Source organism: Brevibacillus antibioticus, assembly GCF_005217615.1.
Classification (GTDB): domain Bacteria; phylum Bacillota; class Bacilli; order Brevibacillales; family Brevibacillaceae; genus Brevibacillus; species Brevibacillus antibioticus.
Genome location: NZ_SZNK01000001.1, coordinates 4,737,395 through 4,756,105, shown reverse-complemented (window position 1 = coordinate 4,756,105; position 18,711 = coordinate 4,737,395). Strand labels below are relative to the sequence as shown.

Here is an 18,711-nt window from a genome sequence, read left to right as displayed (position 1 = left end):
TGCCCACGTTACGGGTAGAGTCATGTTTTGACTCACCAAGTCCGTTATCCGCGAGGGTACGGAGTGTTTGGGTGGTACCGCGAGATAGAGCTCGCCCCAATTTTTTTGGGGTGGGCTTTTCCTTATTTTCATAAACGTAAACAGGAGGGGAATAGTTGCAATGAAACCTACTTATTACATCACAACACCGATCTACTATCCAAGTAACAAACTCCACATCGGTAACGCCTACACCACAATCGCGTGTGATGCTCTGGCTCGTTATAAGCGTTTGCGCGGCTATGATGTGTATTACCTGACAGGGACAGATGAGCATGGTCAAAAGCTCCAAGAGCGTGCAGCTGAGGATGGCAAACAACCACTCGAATTCATCGACCCGATTGTCGATTGGGTAAAGGACCTGTGGCAAAAGCTGGACATCTCTTATGACGATTTCATCCGTACCACAGAGCCTCGTCATAAAGAGGTCGTACAAAAAGTGTTCCAGCGCCTGCTCGACCAAGGTGATATTTATTTGGGCGAGTACGAAGGCTTCTACTGTGTACCTTGCGAGGCTTTCTGGACAGAAACCCAAGCAAAAACAGACAAAGGGTATGCTTGCCCTGACTGTGGTCGCGAAGTGAAAAAAGTGAAGGAGAAAAACTACTTCTTCCGCATGTCCAAGTATCAGGACAGACTGCTTGCACACATTGAAGCGAATCCTGAATTTATTCAACCGGAGAGCCGCCGCAACGAAATGATCAATAACTTCCTGAAACCAGGCCTCCAGGATTTGTCCGTATCCCGCAGTACATTTGACTGGGGAATCAAGGTGCCAACCGATCCAGAGCATGTTATTTACGTATGGATCGATGCGTTGACGAACTATATCTCTGCTCTCGGGTATTTGTCCGAAGACGACAGCAAATACCGCAACTTCTGGCCAGCCAATGTTCATATGGTTGGAAAAGACATTTTGCGCTTCCATACGATCTACTGGCCAATCCTGTTGATGGCACTGGACATCCCGTTGCCAAAACAAATTTTTGGTCATGGCTGGCTTCTGATGCCGGATGGAAAAATGTCGAAATCCAAGGGCAATGTCATTGACCCGAAGGTTTTGATCGACCGTTACGGTTCTGACGGCGTTCGCTACTTCCTGCTTCGTGAAATCAACTTCGGTCAGGATGGCATCTTCACGCCAGAATCGTTCGTACAGCGTCTGAACTACGACTTGGCTAATGACATCGGAAACCTGCTCAGCCGTACCGCTACGATGATTGAGAAATATTTCGATGGTATCGTTCCAGCTCCACAGGATGCAGGAGAGCCGGATGACAGCTTGATCGGACTCGCGTTGAAAACGAAGGCGCTGGTGGAAGAGCACACGGAAGAAATGCGCTTCTCCAATGCACTGGCTCACATCTGGGAACTGGTGGGACGTACAAACAAATACATTGACGAGACCATGCCTTGGAATTTGGCAAAATCCGAAGAAACCAAAGGTCGTCTGGCAACTGTTATGTACAATTTGGTGGAAAGCATCCGCATTAGCTCCGTGCTGGTCCAACCGTTCATGACCAAAGCACCAGCGAAAATTTGGGATCAACTGGGCATTTTGGGCAATGAAGAAGCAACGAGCTGGGAATCTGCAAGTGTATGGGGTGGATTGCCTGCTGGAAGCACCGTTAGCCGCAAGGAACTGCTCTTCCCTCGTCTGGATGTTCAAGCGGAACTGGCTTTCATCGACGAGTCGACAGCAGAGGCACGTCGCCAAGCGGAGGAAAACAAGAAAAAACAAGCAGCTTTGAAAGGGGAAGCACCTGTGAGTGAAACAAACACCAACCAAACAGAAGTAGTAACTGACAAACCTGCTGATGCAAAAGAAGAAGTCAGCATCGACGATTTTGGAAAAGTAGAGCTGCGCGTCGCACAGGTAGTGGAATGTGCCAAGCATCCAAATGCAGACAAACTGTTGGTTCTGCAATTGGATCTCGGCTACGAGAAGCGCCAGGTTGTTTCTGGTATTGCAAAATACTACTCCCCAGAAGATATGGTCGGCAAAAAAGTGATCCTCGTAGCTAACTTAAAGCCAGTGAAGCTTCGCGGTGAGCTGTCTCAAGGAATGATCTTGGCAGCGTCGGCGGGAGATCAGTTGACACTTGCGACTGTAGACCCAAGTATGCAAAATGGAGCAATCGTGAAGTAACGAGGGCAAGGAAAGGAAGGACCCATCTTGTTATTTGAAACCCATGCTCATCTAAATGCGAATGAATTCGATGAAGATCGTGCAGAGGTCATTGCTCGTGCGCAAGAAAATGGCGTCAGTACGATTGTGAACATCGGATTCAACGCTGAAACCATTCCAAGCTGCATGGATTTGGCTCATGCGTATGAATTTATTTACGCTGTCATCGGTTGGCATCCACAAGACGCCAAGGACATGACAGACGAACACCTAGAATGGATCGAGGAACTCAGTCGTGATCCGAAAGTAGTGGGATTGGGTGAAATGGGCTTGGACTACTACTGGGATACGTCGCCTCGCGATGTGCAGGCAGAGGTATTCCGCAAGCAGATTCGTCTGGCTCGCAAGCTCGACATGCCGATCATCATCCACAATCGCGATGCGCACCAAGACGTTTTGACGATCCTGAAGGAAGAGAAGGCAGCAGATGTTGGCGGCATCATGCACTGCTTCTCCGGCAGCTGGGAAACAGCGAAGCTGGCACTCGATATGAATTTTTATATTTCGTTCGGTGGTCCGCTTACATTCAAAAATGCCAAGCAGCCAAAAGAGGTAGCAGCGAAGGTACCGCTAGACAAGCTGTTGATAGAGACAGATTGCCCATATCTCACTCCGCATCCTTTCCGCGGAAAGCGAAATGAGAGCGGATATGTGCGTTACGTCTGTGAGGAAATGGCGAACATTCATGGGTTGTCTTACGAGGAAATGGCACAAATTACCGCGGACAACGCCAGACGTCTTTTTCGCATGAACAGTTAATAAAAACGGGAAATCACGATTGATCACGTGATTTCCCGTTTTTTTGTGTGATGTAACCGGGTTCTACTCTATTTTGTCGACGCATACGATGAACAATGTGTCGAACGATTATTGTCCATCCGACATAGCTTCTCGACAGGTTTCCGCTACCATTCGCTAAACCTATTTTGCTAGTCTGGTACCATTATCGCTTCAGCCAAGAGGGAGGGTAAATTTGACAAAGCCGGGAAAGTGAAATACAATCAAAGCCGACCTTGTGAAGTACCGGCCACTTCCAGAATATTAGTGCAATTACATCGACCCTTACCTGGCTAGACAAGAAGAGCCTTGTGCTTTTCTAGGAAAAGGAGTGTGGGAAATGGATTTACGCGCGATATGGGAAAGGTATAAGAATCGTGGGCTCGTCATGTTTGGCTGCCTTGCTCTTGTGCTCGTTCCCATGATTGGCTATTTCTCTGCCCAGGCTACTCAGCCAAAACAGGTCACTTTTTCGTTGGACGGAGAAAGCAAGACGGTCGCTACAAAAGCCAAGACCGTTGAGCAGTTCTTAACCGAGCGAAACATTACGGTAACGGAAAAGGATTCCCTTCAACCAACACCTGAGACGAAGCTAAAAGACGGAGCACTCATTACTTTATATACGACCTGGGCAATACCAATCCAGGTTGACGGGCAGAAAAAAACGATAGAGACACTTAGTCGTGATGTTGCTGGTGCGTTGAAGGACGGCGGCATCGTGCTAGGTGAGAAGGACCGGGTAGAACCGGCATTGACCGCTACACTTACCAAAGACTCCTCGATCAGCGTAAAGCGGGTTGTTGAGAAAATGGTAAAAGTCGATGAGCGAGTCACCTTTCAAGAAATACGCAAAAATGATCCAGCGCTGGAAAAAGGTAAGACCCGCGTATTACAGAGCGGGCAAGAAGGTAAGGCAATTGCACACTATCAGCTAGTCATGGAAGATGGAAAAGAAGTCTCCCGTGATCTGGTCAAAAGAGATGTACTTGTACCGAAGAAAGATAATGTCGTAGCCGTGGGTACCGCAGTTCCCATGTTGCAGAAAAAGGGTCAACCAGATCGGGTCCTGGTTGCTTCTGCAGCGGGGCCGGTCTCTCGTGGTGGAAAAGTGTTTAGGCCGAAAAAAGTACTGAACGGGGTTACCCTGACTGCATATACTCCTTCGGGGGGTGGCAAACACCCAAGCTCTCCGGGATATGGACGCACATCGACAGGGGCAACAGCCAAGGTAGGTCACACAATCGCTGTAGATCCTAACGTCATTCCGTATGGATGGTGGGTGTACATTGAAGGTGTTGGGTATCGTCGAGCTGAAGATACGGGTGGTGCCATGAAAGGTGGCAAAATCGACGTATTCGTAGGCACGGAATCCGAGGCGAGGAAATTCGGTCGCAAGCGAAACAAAACGGTATATATCATTGGACCAAAGAAGCCTTAGGACAGGAGCGATTGCTCCTGTTCTTCTGTTTCCTAAATGGTTATTGTGATAAGCTGTTTGTTAGTTAGACGATCCTCTTTTGCCAAATGTTACATGTATTTTTGGCTTTGGGTACGGTTTTTTTTGGAACACTAATATCGTACCGATTTTGTACGAAAGTGGGAGCACATGATGAAGATCAAGGAAGTCATCGTGGTCGAAGGACGAGACGATACCGCAACGATCAAGCGCGCGGTTAATGCCGATACGATTGAAACTGGCGGTTCTGCCATTCATAAAAGAACAATTGAAAAAATCAGGCTGGCGCAACAAAAACGCGGTGTTATTATTTTCACAGACCCTGATTATCAAGGGGAGCGCATCCGAAAAATTATTAGCAAGTCAGTTCCGGGCTGTAAGCACGCATTTATTACCCAGGAGGATGGGACCAAAAAGGGCGACATCGGTGTCGAAAACGCGACACCTGACGTAATTATTCGTGCGCTCTCAGAAGTACGTACCGAAATGGCGGAAACGGCTGGAGAGATTACCTCTGACGATTTGTTGGCAAATGGCCTGACGTCCGGAGTAGATGCCAAAGAACGCAGAATCAAGCTGGGAGAAGCATTGGGGATCGGATACGCCAACGCCAAGCAAATGCTGCAGCGGCTCAATGCCTTCCAAATCAGTCGAGCAGAATTCGAATCGGCCATTACGGCCATTAACAAAGAGAAGGAGTAAGCCATGACCCAAATAGCGGGCAAGGATATTGCCACACCTACGCGTACAAAGGAGATATTGGAGAAGTACGGCTTTGCTTTTAAGAAGAGTCTGGGCCAGAACTTCCTGATAGACACCAATATTTTACATAACATTGTTTCAGAGGCAGACCTCACCAAGGAAAAGGGAGTGATTGAAATCGGGCCCGGTATAGGTGCGCTGACGGAGCAATTGGGACGAGCAGCCAAAAAAGTGATGGCGGTCGAAATCGACCAGCGTCTTTTGCCTATTTTGCAGGACACGCTGTCGCCCTATGAAAATATTGAAGTCGTTCATGGGGACGTACTCGAGCTGGATCTGAAGAAGTTAATAGAAGAAAAGATGACAGGAGTGGAAAAGCTGAGCGTAGTGGCGAATCTGCCTTACTATGTGACGACACCGATCCTGATGAAGCTGTTGGAAGAGAGATTGCCTCTCGAAAATATCGTGGTCATGATTCAAAAGGAAGTGGCAGAGAGAATTGCAGCCAAACCAGGGACGAAAGACTATGGATCTCTTTCAGTCGCAGCTCAATTCTATGCAGAAACAGAAGTAGCGATGATTGTACCTGCAAGCGTGTTTATCCCGCGTCCGAATGTCGACTCGGCAGTGATTCGCTTAAAGGTAAGGGATCGTCCACCAGTGGAAGTAGACGACCAGGATGTGTTTTTTCGGGTGGTACGCAGCTCGTTTGCACAGCGACGTAAGACGTTGTTGAACAACCTAATGAACGGACTGTTTCCTAAAACCCAAAAGGATGATGTAATACAGATGCTCGCTGACATCGGAATCGATCCGACCCGGCGTGGTGAAACACTCAGTTTGGACGAATTTGCCCGCCTAGCAAACGAAGGTATGCGCCGCGGACTGATTACGTAAGTCGTGTAGACAACCCCCTTATTTTTGGGCGAGATCACCCAAGAATGGGGGTTTTTGCGTAATTATGCCCTTTATGCATATCTTTTGACAAATATCTACGTTTTTTATGAAAAAAACCCCGTTGACAAAATATCGGCAGGGTTGCTATAATTTTTTATTTCTTTGACAAAATATAAGTGAGCTGTTATAATAGATGTAAGCGAGGTGGATGGAACAATGGCAAGAAACGCGTTACTTGACATTAAGCGTAGTTTGGACGGACACATTGGTGAGCGCATCCTGCTGAAGGCTAATGGCGGTCGCCGCAAAACCGTTGAACGTAGTGGCATCCTCGAAGAAACTTACCCATCTGTGTTTGTGGTAAAGCTGGATGACGACCAACTCTTTGAGCGGGTATCTTACAGCTATGCTGACATCTTGACGGAAACAGTAGAATTGACGGTGTGCCGAGAAAACGAGCACATCCGCATCACATTTGTACAACAGTAGAGCCCTTTTGGGTTCTACTGTTTTGTTTTTTATATCGAAAGGCTCTGAACATTTGGTTGAGGCAATAAAAAGAGCGGCATGGAGCACACTAAGCCTGTCAACGAGAAGGAGGGTGCTATGGGTCGCAGACGAGGACTGATGTCAGAGCAGTTAAAGATGGAACTGGCCAAAGAGCTTGGGTTTTACGATACGGTAAAAGCCGAGGGTTGGGGAGGCATCACGACACGTGACGCGGGTAACATGGTCAAGCGTGCTGTTCAGCTTGCTGAGGAAGCATTAGCCGCTAAGCGATTGTAACGTTTGGGATTGATCGTACGGACGTTTCACACCATATAAAACTCGTTGACAGGGCCGGGGCATCCCGGCTTTTTTTCTGTAAAGAGAGCTGAATTTTCGAAATACCCATAATGATCTCGATCCTATTCTTTTTAATTGATCAAGTGGCATGGGAGAGTTTGCCTATGCTACAATAAGAAACTAGGAAATTTAGAAAGTAGGCAGAGGTGAATTACGTGCGTATCTCGGTCAAAGCTCCGGCCAAAATTAATTTGACTCTCGACGTGCTTGCCAAACGGCCGGACGGTTATCACGAAGTAGAAATGGTGATGACAACCGTAGACTTGGCAGATCGTGTGGACATGACTCTACGCGAAGATGGTGAGATTACGCTGGACTGTTCTGCCAGCTTCGTACCAGATGATATCCGTAACCATGCATATAAAGCGGCAACGCTCATGAAAGAAAAATTTCAAGTACGCCAGGGCGTACACTTGTATATCGACAAGCAAATACCAGTTGCGGCTGGACTGGCAGGTGGCAGCAGTGATGCAGCGGCAACATTGCGCGGCTTGAACCAATTATGGAATCTCGGGTTGACCAGGGATGAGCTGGCTAAAATCGGAGCGGAGATTGGCTCTGATGTGCCATTTTGCGTTTATGGTGGAACAGCGCTGGCGACCGGGCGTGGCGAACAGATTGCGCATCTGGGAGCGCCTGCACCGTGCTGGGTCATTCTAGCCAAGCCGCCTATTGGAGTATCTACCCCGGATGTATACGGAAACCTTCGTGTGGCTCAGATCGATAATCATCCTGATACCAAACAAATGCTGCAAGCTATCGCGACCCAAGACTTTTCACTCATGTGCCAATCTCTTGGGAATGTGTTGGAGAACGTCACACTCTCGCTTCATCCACAAGTAAAACAGATCAAGGATCTCATGATCGCGTCAGGGGCAGATGGTGTCCTGATGTCTGGCAGTGGCCCTACTGTGTTTGCTCTTGTGCAAAAGGAAGCGAAAGTACATCGGATCTACAACGCGTTGCGAGGTTTTGTCAAAGATGTGTTTGTTGTCCGAATGTTAGGCGCTCAAGATGGGGAAATACTTGCATAAACCCGTATGGAAATGATACATTATCAGCATAATATTCGGTTTTGGAGGAAGAGCCATGAAGAAATTGCGCAGAAGTGCACGTCTGGTTGACATGACGCAGCACTTGCTCGCCCATCCCCATACGCTGACTCCTCTCACTCTGTTCGCGGAACAATACGGCGCAGCGAAATCATCCATCAGTGAAGACTTGTCTATCATCAAAGAGGCTTTTGAAGTCCAAGGGGTAGGCTTGTTGAAAACGGTGGCGGGAGCGGCAGGCGGAGTGAAGTATATTCCACAGGTCAAAACGGAAGAGGCCCTTCACTTCATGCGCGAACTGATCGGTCAACTCGCTAATCCAGAGAGACTTTTGCCAGGTGGATACTTGTACATGTCCGACATTCTCGGAAATCCACAAACGATGGCGAAGATCGGAAAGCTCTTTGCAACCGCTTATGCGGATAAAAATGTAGATGTCGTCATGACGGTGGAAACAAAGGGGATTCCACTTGCGTATGCGACGGCTATGTTTTTGAATGTGCCTGTTGTGATTGTACGCCGTGACAATAAGGTCACGGAAGGTTCAGTAGTGAGTATTAACTATGTATCGGGTTCCAGTAAACGAATTCAGACCATGTCACTCGCTCGCCGCGGTTTGGCCGAGCAGTCTCGCGTCCTCATTGTGGATGACTTTATGAAAGCTGGCGGGACACTGCGGGGCATGATTGATCTGTTGCAGGAATTCCGTGCAACCGTAGTAGGATGCGGCGTACTGGTAGAAACGACAGCGGATGTTTCTGAGCGTTTGGTAGATGAATACGTATCGCTTGCAAAACTGCAGGATGTAGACTTCAAGGGCAAGCAAATTGAAATAGAGCTGGGCAGTTTTTTTGAAAATAGAGGGGAGTAGATAGGTATGGCAATCTCTTTTGTTTCAACTGACAAGGCTCCTGCCGCAATTGGTCCTTACAGCCAAGCTGCAAAGGTAGGTCCATTTCTTTTTGCATCGGGTCAAATTCCGCTGCGTGCAGACGGCACTTTGGTAGAAGGTGACGTCGTGGAGCAAACCCATCAGGTTTTTTCCAATATTCAAGCGGTATTGGCAGAAGCCGGTGGCAACCTGACGAACGTAGTAAAGGCGACTGTATTCATCAAGGATATGAATGATTTTGGCCAACTCAATGAAGTGTACGGCCACTATTTTGGCGATCACAAGCCAGCTCGTTCCACTGTAGAAGTGGCACGTCTGCCGCGTGATGTAAAAGTTGAAATCGAAATCGTCGCTTATATCGAATAGAAAAAATGGAAAACAGCCTGATGCCACGCGCATTGGGCTGTTTTTTTTGTACTTACAAAAAATGTTTCCAAAAAATTACATATAAACATATTTATATATTTTTTCAAATATTGCATAATGGTAAGCAGGAATATTTACCCAGCGGGTGGAAATAATCCTAAACGCGTTACATAGATAAAGGGAGTGAACTAGATGGAAGTAACAGACGTAAGACTTCGCCGAGTGAATACGGATGGTAGGATGAAAGCGATTGCATCCATTACAATTGACCATGAGTTTGTGGTTCATGATATCCGTGTCATTGACGGAAACAATGGTATGTTCGTAGCTATGCCGAGCAAGCGTACACCAGACGGAGAATTCCGTGATATTGCACATCCGATTTCTTCGACTACCCGTGAAAAAATCCAGGCAGCAGTTCTCACAGAATACGACCGCGTAGGTCAAGAGGAAGAGAGCACTATCGAAGCTGGTGCTTAAAAATCCTTATACTCAAAGCACCCTGTCACTTGCGGCAGGGTGCTTCGGCGTCCGTTAACCATAACATTTTTCTAGATCGTTCAAAATAATTTCTCGGTCCATTCCTTCCCCGATGAAGACAGCGACCATTTTCGGCCCGAAATTTTCAAAAGGGAACAGGAGCACCTGATTATCGGTATGTTGAAACGAGATCAGCTCGGGCTTACCGTGGAACTGGACGTAGCCTTTTGCCCGATAGACGTTTTTGGGGAGATCGTACAGAAAGTCCTCAAATTTTTTCGCGTCTACGGGTCCTGTGAATACATAGGAAAACGTTTCGATACTATTGTAGAGAGAGGGTTGGCTTGTTTTCAGGCCAAGGGATTGCTTGAGCCTGTCCATCGTGGACATTCGGCCAATGCTTTTCTGTACGGCAAGGGGGCGGTTTGTCTCGTTGTCTGGCGACCGTTCATGGACGGTGCATTTGACAGACAGAAGCCGGGAGACTTCTATTTCTGCCTGAACAGTAGCGTGTATGGGTGCAGTCGGATTGATTTCACTGAGCTTTTGACGGACCCGCTGTACGACATCAGGACTAGTCAAATCGGTTTTGTTCAAAAGAAGCAGGTCTGCGTAACGCACTTGGTTTCGAATCGTTTTGACCAGAGTGGCAGTCGAGGAGAATCGTGAGTTGAGGTCCAGAAAACGAGAGGCATCGACAACGCTAATGGTCCCTTTTAACTCCAGTCGATCATACAGCTCCGGATGGGTAATCGTATCGATGACATCAAGTGGATCGGCTACGCCAGTAGTCTCGATGAGGATTCGGTCTGGCGCAATGGCGTTCATAATATCTTTCAAGCCCTCCGTCAGCTCGCCCTTGATCGAGCAGCATATGCAGCCATCGAGCATTTTTTTGATAGGAAAGCCGAAGCCTTGCAATTGTTCCCCGTCAATGTCTTCCTCCCCCATTTCATTCATCAAGACGACTACCTTCTGGTCTGTGATGCGCAAGTGAGTCAGCCACTTTTGCAAAAGGGTGGTTTTTCCACTTCCTAAATACCCAGTCAGCAAGTATATCTCTGTGCTCATCTCATCCTACCTCCTTCAATTAACCCCTTTCGCCCAACAATATATCACATTTTTGTCAGAAAATTAAATGTTGTCTGGCTTGTGTCTAACTACTGGCAATGCAAGGAATTGGTGATAATCCTGTGTCGATTGTCTTGAAATTCACATATGAATTAGGATATAGTCATTGTGGAACTTCTACGATGGAGGGTTGACATGTCTAAGATCCATGCCGTGGTTCTGGCTGCTGGTCAGGGTACACGGATGAAATCGAAGCTGTACAAAGTCCTGCACCCTGTGTGCGGAAAGCCTATGGTTCAGCATGTAGTCGATACGATGGCGTCCATGCAGGTTCAGGATATCGTTGTCGTCGTAGGTCATGGTGCTGACGCTGTCCGCGCCAAGCTAGGCGAGGATATCACTTATGCACTGCAAGAAGAACAGTTGGGGACGGCGCATGCCGTTTCGCAGGCAGCGCCATTTTTACAGGATAAAGAAGGAACTACGTTTCTTTTATATGGAGACGTTCCCCTCTTGTCAGCGACTACGTTGTCGGCCTTGCTGACCTATCACGAGGAGCAGCAAGCGGCTGCAACTGTATTAACCGCCGTGTTACCTGACGCAACAGGTTATGGGCGTATCGTGCGCAATGAGGCGGGCGAAGTTTTGCGAATCGTGGAACATAAGGACGCTACGGAAGCGGAACGGGCGATCAGAGAAATTAATACGGGCATATACTGCTATGACAACCGAAAATTATGGAGAGCCTTGGCGGAAGTGAAAAATGACAACGCACAAGGCGAATACTATGTAACAGACGTTGTCGGTATTTTGCGTGAGGCAGGTGAAAAGGTAGTTGGATACGAAGCGGTTGACCCGGAGGAAACAATGGGTGTGAACGATCGTGTGCAGCTATCGGAAGCAGAAGCCTACATGAAAAAACGTATTATGACTGGTCACATGCGAAATGGTGTGACAATCATCGATCCAGCTTCTACGTACATCGAAGCGGATGTGAAGATTGAGGCAGATACCGTGATTCACCCAGGTTCTTTCCTGCGTGGACAAACAACCGTTGGAGCTGATTGTGTAATCGGGCCTCAAGCGGATCTGACGAATGTAGAAGTAGCGAGTGGCGTGACTATTTCTTACTCGGTGATGGTTGATTCGAGTGTGAAAAGCGATTCTTCAGTAGGACCATTTGCTTATGTTCGACCAGGAACACAGATTGGAAGCAATGCCAAAATCGGTGATTTCGTGGAATTGAAAAATGCGAAAATTGGTGACGGTACGAAGGTTCCACATCTCAGCTATGTAGGAGATGCGGAGATCGGAGACGGAGTCAATATTGGCTGTGGAACGATTACCGTCAACTATGATGGCGCAGTGAAGCATAAAACAACAGTAAAAGATGGAGCATTCATCGGATGCAACAGCAATTTGGTTGCGCCAGTTACAGTTGGACAAAATGCTTATGTAGCTGCAGGATCGACCATTAATCAAGATGTGCCAGATAATGCGCTTGCGATCGCACGTGAGCGTCAAGTCAATAAAATCGATTACGCGAACAAAATGCCTCGCAAGGGCAAAAAGCAATCATAAACGGGAGGTTCTTGAGAAGATCATGGCTAACTACCGCGACCCAAAACTGAAGGTATTTACGTGCAACGCAAACCCGGAACTGGCAAAAGAAATCGCCGAACACATCGGTGTACCACTCGGAAACGCACAAGTAGTGCGCTTTAGTGATGGCGAATGCCAACTCAAACTCAATGAAAGCGTTCGCGGTTGTGACGTATTTGTCATTCAGCCAACATCTGCTCCCGTTAATGAGCATCTGATGGAGCTTTTGGTGATGGTCGATGCATTGAAGCGCGCTTCGGCTAAGAGTATTAACGTGGTAATTCCTTACTACGGTTATGCTCGTCAAGATCGTAAAGCACGTGCACGCGATCCAATCACGGCTAAGCTGGTTGCGAACCTGATCGAGACTGCAGGTGCACAACGTGTGATTACGATGGATCTGCATGCAACACAAATCCAAGGCTTCTTCGATATTCCAGTTGATCATCTTCTAGGTGTGCCTATCTTGGGTAAACACTTCTCTGAAAAAGGTCTGAAAGATATCGTTGTCGTATCTCCAGATCATGGTGGAGTGACCCGTGCTCGTAAATTGGCAGAACGTCTGGAAGCGCCTATTGCCATTATTGACAAACGTCGCCCAGAACCAAACGTAGCCGAAGTAATGAACATCGTAGGGAACATCGAAGGCAAAACAGCGATCATCATCGACGATATTATCGATACCGCTGGAACGATCACACTGGCTGCAAGTGCACTTGTAGAAGCAGGCGCACGTGAAGTATATGCATGCTGCACGCACCCAGTTCTGTCTGGTCCTGCTATTGAGCGTATTGCTAACTCGAAGATCAAGGAACTGATTGTGACCAACTCGATTCCGCTGACAGAAGAACAAATTATCGACAAGATTACCGTTCTTTCCGTAGCGCCAATCATTGGTGAAGCAATCATTCGTGTTCACGAAGAGCTTTCCGTAAGCAAGTTGTTCGATTAATATACAATCCCCTCTTTGGGGGTTGAACTAAACCTCCGATGGACAAGCTAGTGAGGAAACTTTTACTAGCAGTCCGAAGGAGGTTTTTTTGTGGAACAATTACAGGCACAGTCTCGTGAAAAAAAGACAGGCAATGCTGTAAAGGTACTGCGAAACGAAGGTTGGGTTCCCGGTATTATGTACGGTAGTGAAGTAGGCAATAAGCCGATTCAGGTCAAAGGAAGAGAGCTGGATGCGGCTCTGCGTCACCAGACGACGAATAAGCCATTTCGGTTGAGTGTAGACGGGGACACGCACGATGTCATGGTTTATGAGCTGCAACGGCATCCTTTGCAGGGAAACATTTTACATGCCGATTTTAAGAAGATCAATATGAATGAAAAAATACACACGTCCGTACCTGTCCTTATGACAGGAGATCCCGAGTTGGGTGTGGCTACCCTTGTCCGCCACAGTGTGGAAGTGACTTGCTTGCCAGGTAATATACCAGAATCGTTCCTGGTCGATGTCGACGGGTTCAACATCGGGGATGTCGTACTGGTTTCCGATCTGAATGTCCCGCCTGGAGTAGATCTAGGGCTCGAATCCACGGAAGTGCTGATCAGTGTACTGCCGGTGAAGGTCAAGTCCGAAGAATCAATCGATGCGGAGCAAGAGGCAGAAGCAGTGGCCGAAAAAGCAGGAGCAGCTAACGAATAAAAGCTTGGTACGAAAAAGCAGGGCGAGGTGATTTCATCTCTGCCCTTTTCCTTTTGTTCGGGTGACCATTCGAGTACAATGGGAAGAGAGTAGGAGGGAATAAGTGTGAAAGTCATAATCGGATTGGGTAATCCCGGCAAAAAATATGAAGACACCAGACATAATGCTGGCTTTATGGCCATAGATAAGATTAGCGACAAATGGGGAATTCCTGTTACGCAAAACAAGTTTCGTGCTCTCGTGGGCGAAGGCCGCATCGAAGGCGAGAAGGTATTGCTGGTGAAGCCACAGACGTACATGAATCTCTCCGGTGAATCGGTAGCGGAAGTCCTCAAGTTTTACAAGCTGATTCCGGACGATCTCGTCGTCATCTACGACGATCTTGATTTGCCGACCGGACATCTTCGTCTGCGAGAAAAAGGCAGCGCCGGTGGGCACAACGGCATCAAGTCGATGATCCAACATTTGGGCACACAGGAGTTTAAACGAATCAAGGTAGGAATCAGTCGTCCTGAACCAGGGCGGAGCGTCAGCGACTATGTTTTGAATACGTTTCCAGTGGCGGAAAGAGCCGACATTCAAGAGGCGGTGAGCGTGGCTGCTGATGCATGCGCCATGTGGACAAGAGAGTCGTTTTTAAAGGTCATGAACCATTACAACAGCTTGAAGAAGTAGTATGATTTCCCACCCAATCGTCCATACTAACCGATAGGAACAGTATGGGGGTGGTATGTACATGAGCATACGCTATACATGTCGTTGCTGCGGCATGAAGATTGCAGAATTTGAGGAATCGCAAGTAACAGAAGCGCAGCTCGGGTTTGATTCCTTGACCCCGGAGGAACGTGCTCTTATAATATCGAGAGAACAAAGTGGAGATACGGTCGTCAGCATCACGTGCGACTATTGCCGTGAAGCGCTGATTCAGCATCCAGAGCTTTCGCTAGTCGGAAACCCACTTCAATAAGTGGATACGCATTAGGAAGGCTTGCACTGACAAGGCCTTAGCTTGGGGAGCTAAGGCTTCTTTTCGCATGGCCGACCTGCGGTTGTTGTGAACGTAAGCGAGGCTCTGATTATAGTTGATAGAAGAATTAGAGAGGGGATTAGTGAATGCAAGTCATCATTAACCCGATGAAACAGGACACGAATGTCGGGACAATCGTGGCTGGTTTGGAGAAGGGGCTACATGAGCAGCTTGTCTCTGGCTTAGCTGGTTCCGCCCGTCAAGTATTGATGGCGTCATTGCAACAAATGTCGGATCGTCCGGTCTGTGTAGTGACGCATAACATGTACCAAGCACAAAAAGTATACGAAGATTTGATCGAGTTAGTTCCCTCTGACCAGGTGTTGCTTTATCCTGGTAATGAGCTGATTGGCTCTGAGCTTGCCATTGCCAGCCCTGAAATGCTGGCGCAGCGAATTCATGTATTCAACCGTCTGGCCCAAGGCTTTACGGGTTTTTTGGTTGCACCTTTTGCTGGCTTGCGTCGTTTGGTCGTTCCCCCGCATGTATGGAAGGAAGCGCAGATTCAGTTGTCTGTCGGTGATGAGCTCGATATCGAGGCCTTTTTGCTCCGATGTATTGAGCTTGGCTATGAGCGAGTGGACATGGTCGAGCGCAAGGGAGAAATGAGTATTCGCGGTGGAATTATCGACTTGTATCCGATCGATTCGGAGTGGCCGGTGCGGATTGAGCTTTTTGATGTGGAGATCGACTCGATCCGTACGTTTGACATGCTCTCCCAGCGGTCATTGGAATCCGTCCAGACGTATATTCTCGGTCCGGCAAAAGAAATGATCGCTTCGACTCCGTTATTGCAGGAATCGGCTGTTCGCTTAGAACAAAAGCTGGGGGAAACCATCGCCAATTTGAAGGATGGGGCTGCCAAGGAAAAAGTCATGGAGCGAATCGGCTCAGATGCAGAGAGAATGAAGCAGGGACAGCGTTTTGCGCAGCTTTATTCGTACATCTCTGTCATTTACCCGACGGGTGATACCTTATTGTCCTACATGCCTTCCGATTCCTTGCTGATCGTTGATGAACCTTCTCGTGTGTTGGATACGGCAGCGCAATTGCAAAAAGAAGAAGGGGAATGGCTGACAGGACGCATCGTCCAGGGCGAATATATGTCCAATCTCAGCCTGTCGCGTACGTACGACGAGATCGTGTCGACGAAAAAGCGCCAGATCGTTTACCTTTCCCTATTTTTGAGACAATCACCGAAGACCCAGCCGCAAAACATCGTAAATCTGACTTGTCGTACCATGCAAAACTTCCATGGACAGATGAACGTGCTGAAAACAGAGCTGGCCCGTTGGAAGAAGTCTCAGGATCAGATCGTCTTTGTCGCAGCTGATTTGGAGCGTGCGAAGCGACTGGAGCGTGTCCTGCATGACTACGAAATGGAAGCAGATGTTTTAACAGATACAGTGGAAACGGTGCCTCCGGGACGTCCTACGATCATTTTAGGAAACCTCCAGACTGGCTTTGAGTTGCCATTAAACAAGCTGGTAGTCATTACGGAAGGCGAAGTATTTACTGCGAAACAACGCAAGGCGCGCAAAGTTCAACAGACGATGAACAACGCGGAGCGTATCAAAAACTACCTCGAGCTCAAGCCCGGTGATTTCGTTGTGCACGTGAATCACGGGATTGGAAAATACCTTGGAATTGAAACCAAGGAAATTCTCGGAATTCATAAAGATTACCTTCATATTCAATACGCAGCAGGAGACAGTCTGTTTGTTCCGATTGATCAAATCGACCATGTGCAGAAGTACGTGGCGAGCGAAGAGGCACAGCCGAAGATTTATAGTTTGGGCGGCAGCGAATGGAAACGCGTCAAAAACAAAGTCCAGTCGTCTGTAAAGGATATCGCCGAGGATTTGATCAAGCTGTATGCAGCTCGCGAATCGGCTGTCGGTCATACATTCTCTCCCGATACGACAGAGCAGCGTGAATTTGAGGCGATGTTCCCGTATCAGGAAACACAAGACCAGCTCCGCGCGATTTCGGAAGTGAAAGCGGACATGGAGCGCAAACGCCCGATGGATCGCCTCGTTTGTGGGGACGTGGGTTACGGGAAGACAGAGGTTGCGATTCGTGCTGCCTTCAAGTCTGTCATGGACGGAAAGCAGGTAGCCGTATTGGTTCCAACTACGATTCTGGCTCAGCAGCATTACGAGACGTTCCGAGAGCGTTTTGCGGAATATCCGATCCGCGTGGAGGTATTGAGTCGATTCCGTTCGCGCAAAGAGCAGAATGCCACGCTAAAAGGACTGAAGGAAGGTACAGTCGATGTCGTCATCGGTACGCACCGTCTGCTTTCCAAAGACCTGACATTCCGCGAGCTCGGTCTGTTAATCGTAGACGAGGAGCAGCGCTTTGGTGTGAGCCACAAGGAAAAGCTGAAGCAGATCAAAACGAATGTGGATGTCATGACTCTGACCGCTACGCCGATTCCACGTACGTTGCACATGTCGATGCTCGGTGTGCGTGATTTGTCTGTCATCGAAACACCGCCAGAAAATCGTTTTCCGGTGCAGACGTATGTGATGGATTACAGCCCTGCTTTGGTCCGCGAAGCGATTGAGCGCGAGATGGCTCGCGATGGGCAAGTATTCTTCCTCTACAACCAAGTACAAGGAATCGAACAGATGGCGGAGCAGATTTCTATGCTCGTTCCTGACGCGCGCATCGCTGTGGCGCATGGGCAGATGAACGAAAGCGAGCTGGAAGGCGTCATTCTCGACTTTTTGGAAGGGAATTTTGACGTATTGGTCAGTACGACGATCATTGAGACCGGGGTGGACATCCCGAACGTCAATACGCTGATTATTTACAACGCAGACAAAATGGGCTTGTCCCAGCTGTATCAGCTGCGTGGACGTGTAGGTCGTTCCAATCGAATTGCGTACGCTTACTTTACGTACCAACGGGACAAGGTGCTGACAGAGGTAGCGGAAAAACGTCTACAAGCCATCAAGGAATTCACCGAGCTTGGCTCTGGTTTCAAGATCGCGATGCGGGACTTGTCCATTCGTGGAGCGGGTAATTTGCTGGGCGCAGAGCAGCATGGTTTTATTAATACGGTCGGATTTGACTTGTATAGCCAGATGCTGAAAGAGGCCATTGATGAGCTGAAGGGCGAGGTTAGACAGGAAATTGTCACGCCTGTGGAGATCAATCTTCAACTGGATGCCTATATTCCGTCGATGTACATTACGGACAGTCGTCAAAAAATCGAGATGTACAAAAAGTTTGTCGCAGTGTCTACATTGGATGACGTCGACGATTTGGCAGAAGAGCTGCTAGACCGTTTTGGACCAGTTCCGAAGCCGGTTGATAATCTGTTGACCATTTCCCGTTTGCGCGTGTATGCCTTGAAGCACCACATCACCGAAATTAGCCAAAAGAATCCAGACGAGATTAAATTGTTCCTGCACCCTAGTCAGAACAACAACATCGATGGTGGAGCGCTGTTTGCACTTACCGGTAACTGGAGCAAGAGGGTTGGGCTGTCGGGTGGACAACAGATCACGATTGCTGTTAAAGTAAAGGGGTTAAAAGAAGATGAGGGCGTGCAGTTGGTTGAAAAGCTGTTGCGTCAATTTCACCAGGTGCGAAGAGACACCGGTACGGAGAGCCCTGTGTCTTAACTGACAAGAAGGGCTTGCCCGAGAAGGGAG

At 48.2% G+C, this 18,711-nt stretch carries 18 protein-coding genes and 1 other annotated feature (1 of these 19 running past the window's edge); of the genes, 17 read left to right on the top strand and 1 reads right to left on the bottom strand.

What is annotated here, in order from left to right:
- Positions 1-102 (top strand) — a binding site (T-box leader); it begins 153 nt to the left of the window's first position.
- Between the two features lie 58 nt (positions 103-160).
- From metG to spoVG, 11 genes are all read left to right on the top strand, one after another.
- Positions 161-2,188 carry a methionine--tRNA ligase gene (gene metG, locus E8L90_RS22955; protein WP_137031502.1) on the top strand — a complete coding sequence of 676 codons (2,028 nt, stop codon included), beginning with the start codon at positions 161-163 and terminating at the stop codon, positions 2,186-2,188.
- Between the two features lie 27 nt (positions 2,189-2,215).
- A complete protein-coding gene (locus E8L90_RS22950; RefSeq protein ID WP_137031501.1) occupies positions 2,216-2,986 on the top strand; it encodes a TatD family hydrolase in 771 nt (256 codons plus the stop codon).
- A gap of 358 nt (positions 2,987-3,344) precedes the next feature.
- Positions 3,345-4,442 carry a 3D domain-containing protein gene (locus E8L90_RS22945; protein WP_137031500.1) on the top strand — a complete coding sequence of 366 codons (1,098 nt, stop codon included), beginning with the start codon at positions 3,345-3,347 and terminating at the stop codon, positions 4,440-4,442.
- A 171-nt stretch (positions 4,443-4,613) separates the two neighbouring features.
- Positions 4,614-5,162 (top strand): ribonuclease M5, encoded by a 549-nt coding sequence (gene rnmV / locus E8L90_RS22940; protein WP_137033562.1) that lies wholly within the window; start codon positions 4,614-4,616, stop codon positions 5,160-5,162.
- 3 nt (positions 5,163-5,165) lie between these two features.
- A complete protein-coding gene (gene rsmA, locus E8L90_RS22935) occupies positions 5,166-6,059 on the top strand; it encodes a 16S rRNA (adenine(1518)-N(6)/adenine(1519)-N(6))-dimethyltransferase RsmA (RefSeq protein ID WP_137031499.1) in 894 nt (297 codons plus the stop codon).
- 216 nt (positions 6,060-6,275) lie between these two features.
- Complete coding sequence (gene veg, locus E8L90_RS22930) at positions 6,276-6,548, top strand: biofilm formation stimulator Veg (RefSeq protein ID WP_005830485.1); 273 nt, start codon at positions 6,276-6,278, stop codon at positions 6,546-6,548.
- 117 nt (positions 6,549-6,665) lie between these two features.
- Entirely contained in the window at positions 6,666-6,845 is a 180-nt protein-coding gene (locus tag E8L90_RS22925) for a small, acid-soluble spore protein, alpha/beta type (protein ID WP_137031498.1), read from the top strand.
- A gap of 215 nt (positions 6,846-7,060) precedes the next feature.
- Positions 7,061-7,939, top strand: a complete 879-nt coding sequence (ispE, locus tag E8L90_RS22920; protein WP_048035565.1) for a 4-(cytidine 5'-diphospho)-2-C-methyl-D-erythritol kinase — start codon at positions 7,061-7,063, stop codon at positions 7,937-7,939.
- A 55-nt stretch (positions 7,940-7,994) separates the two neighbouring features.
- Positions 7,995-8,828: a pur operon repressor gene (gene purR / locus E8L90_RS22915; protein ID WP_007719934.1), complete on the top strand. Its 834-nt coding sequence runs from the start codon at positions 7,995-7,997 to the stop codon at positions 8,826-8,828.
- A 6-nt stretch (positions 8,829-8,834) separates the two neighbouring features.
- A complete protein-coding gene (locus E8L90_RS22910; RefSeq protein WP_017246939.1) occupies positions 8,835-9,215 on the top strand; it encodes a RidA family protein in 381 nt (126 codons plus the stop codon).
- A gap of 192 nt (positions 9,216-9,407) precedes the next feature.
- Positions 9,408-9,695, top strand: a complete 288-nt coding sequence (spoVG, locus tag E8L90_RS22905; RefSeq protein WP_007719936.1) for a septation regulator SpoVG — start codon at positions 9,408-9,410, stop codon at positions 9,693-9,695.
- Positions 9,696-9,749: 54 nt separating this feature from the next.
- Here spoVG and E8L90_RS22900 read toward each other — a convergent pair whose 3' ends face one another.
- Positions 9,750-10,766, bottom strand: coding sequence for a CobW family GTP-binding protein (locus E8L90_RS22900; protein ID WP_137031497.1), 1,017 nt, complete (start codon positions 10,764-10,766; stop codon positions 9,750-9,752).
- 195 nt (positions 10,767-10,961) lie between these two features.
- On the opposite strand from E8L90_RS22900, the gene glmU reads away from it, so the two are divergent.
- The 6 genes from glmU (at position 10,962) to mfd (ending at position 18,681) form a co-directional block, all read left to right on the top strand.
- Entirely contained in the window at positions 10,962-12,347 is a 1,386-nt protein-coding gene (gene glmU, locus E8L90_RS22895) for a bifunctional UDP-N-acetylglucosamine diphosphorylase/glucosamine-1-phosphate N-acetyltransferase GlmU (RefSeq protein WP_137031496.1), read from the top strand.
- 22 nt (positions 12,348-12,369) lie between these two features.
- Complete coding sequence (locus E8L90_RS22890; protein ID WP_007726399.1) at positions 12,370-13,320, top strand: ribose-phosphate diphosphokinase; 951 nt, start codon at positions 12,370-12,372, stop codon at positions 13,318-13,320.
- Between the two features lie 90 nt (positions 13,321-13,410).
- A complete protein-coding gene (locus E8L90_RS22885; protein WP_137031495.1) occupies positions 13,411-14,019 on the top strand; it encodes a 50S ribosomal protein L25 in 609 nt (202 codons plus the stop codon).
- Between the two features lie 105 nt (positions 14,020-14,124).
- Positions 14,125-14,694: an aminoacyl-tRNA hydrolase gene (gene pth / locus E8L90_RS22880; RefSeq protein WP_137031494.1), complete on the top strand. Its 570-nt coding sequence runs from the start codon at positions 14,125-14,127 to the stop codon at positions 14,692-14,694.
- A gap of 61 nt (positions 14,695-14,755) precedes the next feature.
- The gene (locus E8L90_RS22875; RefSeq protein ID WP_137031493.1) at positions 14,756-14,986 is read left to right on the top strand and encodes an anti-sigma-F factor Fin; all 231 of its coding nucleotides are present in this window, start codon (positions 14,756-14,758) and stop codon (positions 14,984-14,986) included.
- A 146-nt stretch (positions 14,987-15,132) separates the two neighbouring features.
- The gene (mfd, locus tag E8L90_RS22870; protein ID WP_137031492.1) at positions 15,133-18,681 is read left to right on the top strand and encodes a transcription-repair coupling factor; all 3,549 of its coding nucleotides are present in this window, start codon (positions 15,133-15,135) and stop codon (positions 18,679-18,681) included.
- Positions 18,682-18,711 lie beyond the last annotated feature (30 nt).

Coding starts and splice junctions, on each gene's coding strand:
- metG (WP_137031502.1), top strand. CDS start 161: ATGAAACCTACTTATTACATCACAACACCGATCTACTATCCAAGTAAC.
- E8L90_RS22945 (WP_137031500.1), top strand. CDS start 3,345: ATGGATTTACGCGCGATATGGGAAAGGTATAAGAATCGTGGGCTCGTC.
- rnmV (WP_137033562.1), top strand. CDS start 4,614: ATGAAGATCAAGGAAGTCATCGTGGTCGAAGGACGAGACGATACCGCA.
- rsmA (WP_137031499.1), top strand. CDS start 5,166: ATGACCCAAATAGCGGGCAAGGATATTGCCACACCTACGCGTACAAAG.
- veg (WP_005830485.1), top strand. CDS start 6,276: ATGGCAAGAAACGCGTTACTTGACATTAAGCGTAGTTTGGACGGACAC.
- E8L90_RS22925 (WP_137031498.1), top strand. CDS start 6,666: ATGGGTCGCAGACGAGGACTGATGTCAGAGCAGTTAAAGATGGAACTG.
- purR (WP_007719934.1), top strand. CDS start 7,995: ATGAAGAAATTGCGCAGAAGTGCACGTCTGGTTGACATGACGCAGCAC.
- E8L90_RS22910 (WP_017246939.1), top strand. CDS start 8,835: ATGGCAATCTCTTTTGTTTCAACTGACAAGGCTCCTGCCGCAATTGGT.
- spoVG (WP_007719936.1), top strand. CDS start 9,408: ATGGAAGTAACAGACGTAAGACTTCGCCGAGTGAATACGGATGGTAGG.
- E8L90_RS22900 (WP_137031497.1), bottom strand. CDS start 10,766: ATGAGCACAGAGATATACTTGCTGACTGGGTATTTAGGAAGTGGAAAA.
- glmU (WP_137031496.1), top strand. CDS start 10,962: ATGTCTAAGATCCATGCCGTGGTTCTGGCTGCTGGTCAGGGTACACGG.
- E8L90_RS22890 (WP_007726399.1), top strand. CDS start 12,370: ATGGCTAACTACCGCGACCCAAAACTGAAGGTATTTACGTGCAACGCA.
- E8L90_RS22875 (WP_137031493.1), top strand. CDS start 14,756: ATGAGCATACGCTATACATGTCGTTGCTGCGGCATGAAGATTGCAGAA.
- mfd (WP_137031492.1), top strand. CDS start 15,133: ATGCAAGTCATCATTAACCCGATGAAACAGGACACGAATGTCGGGACA.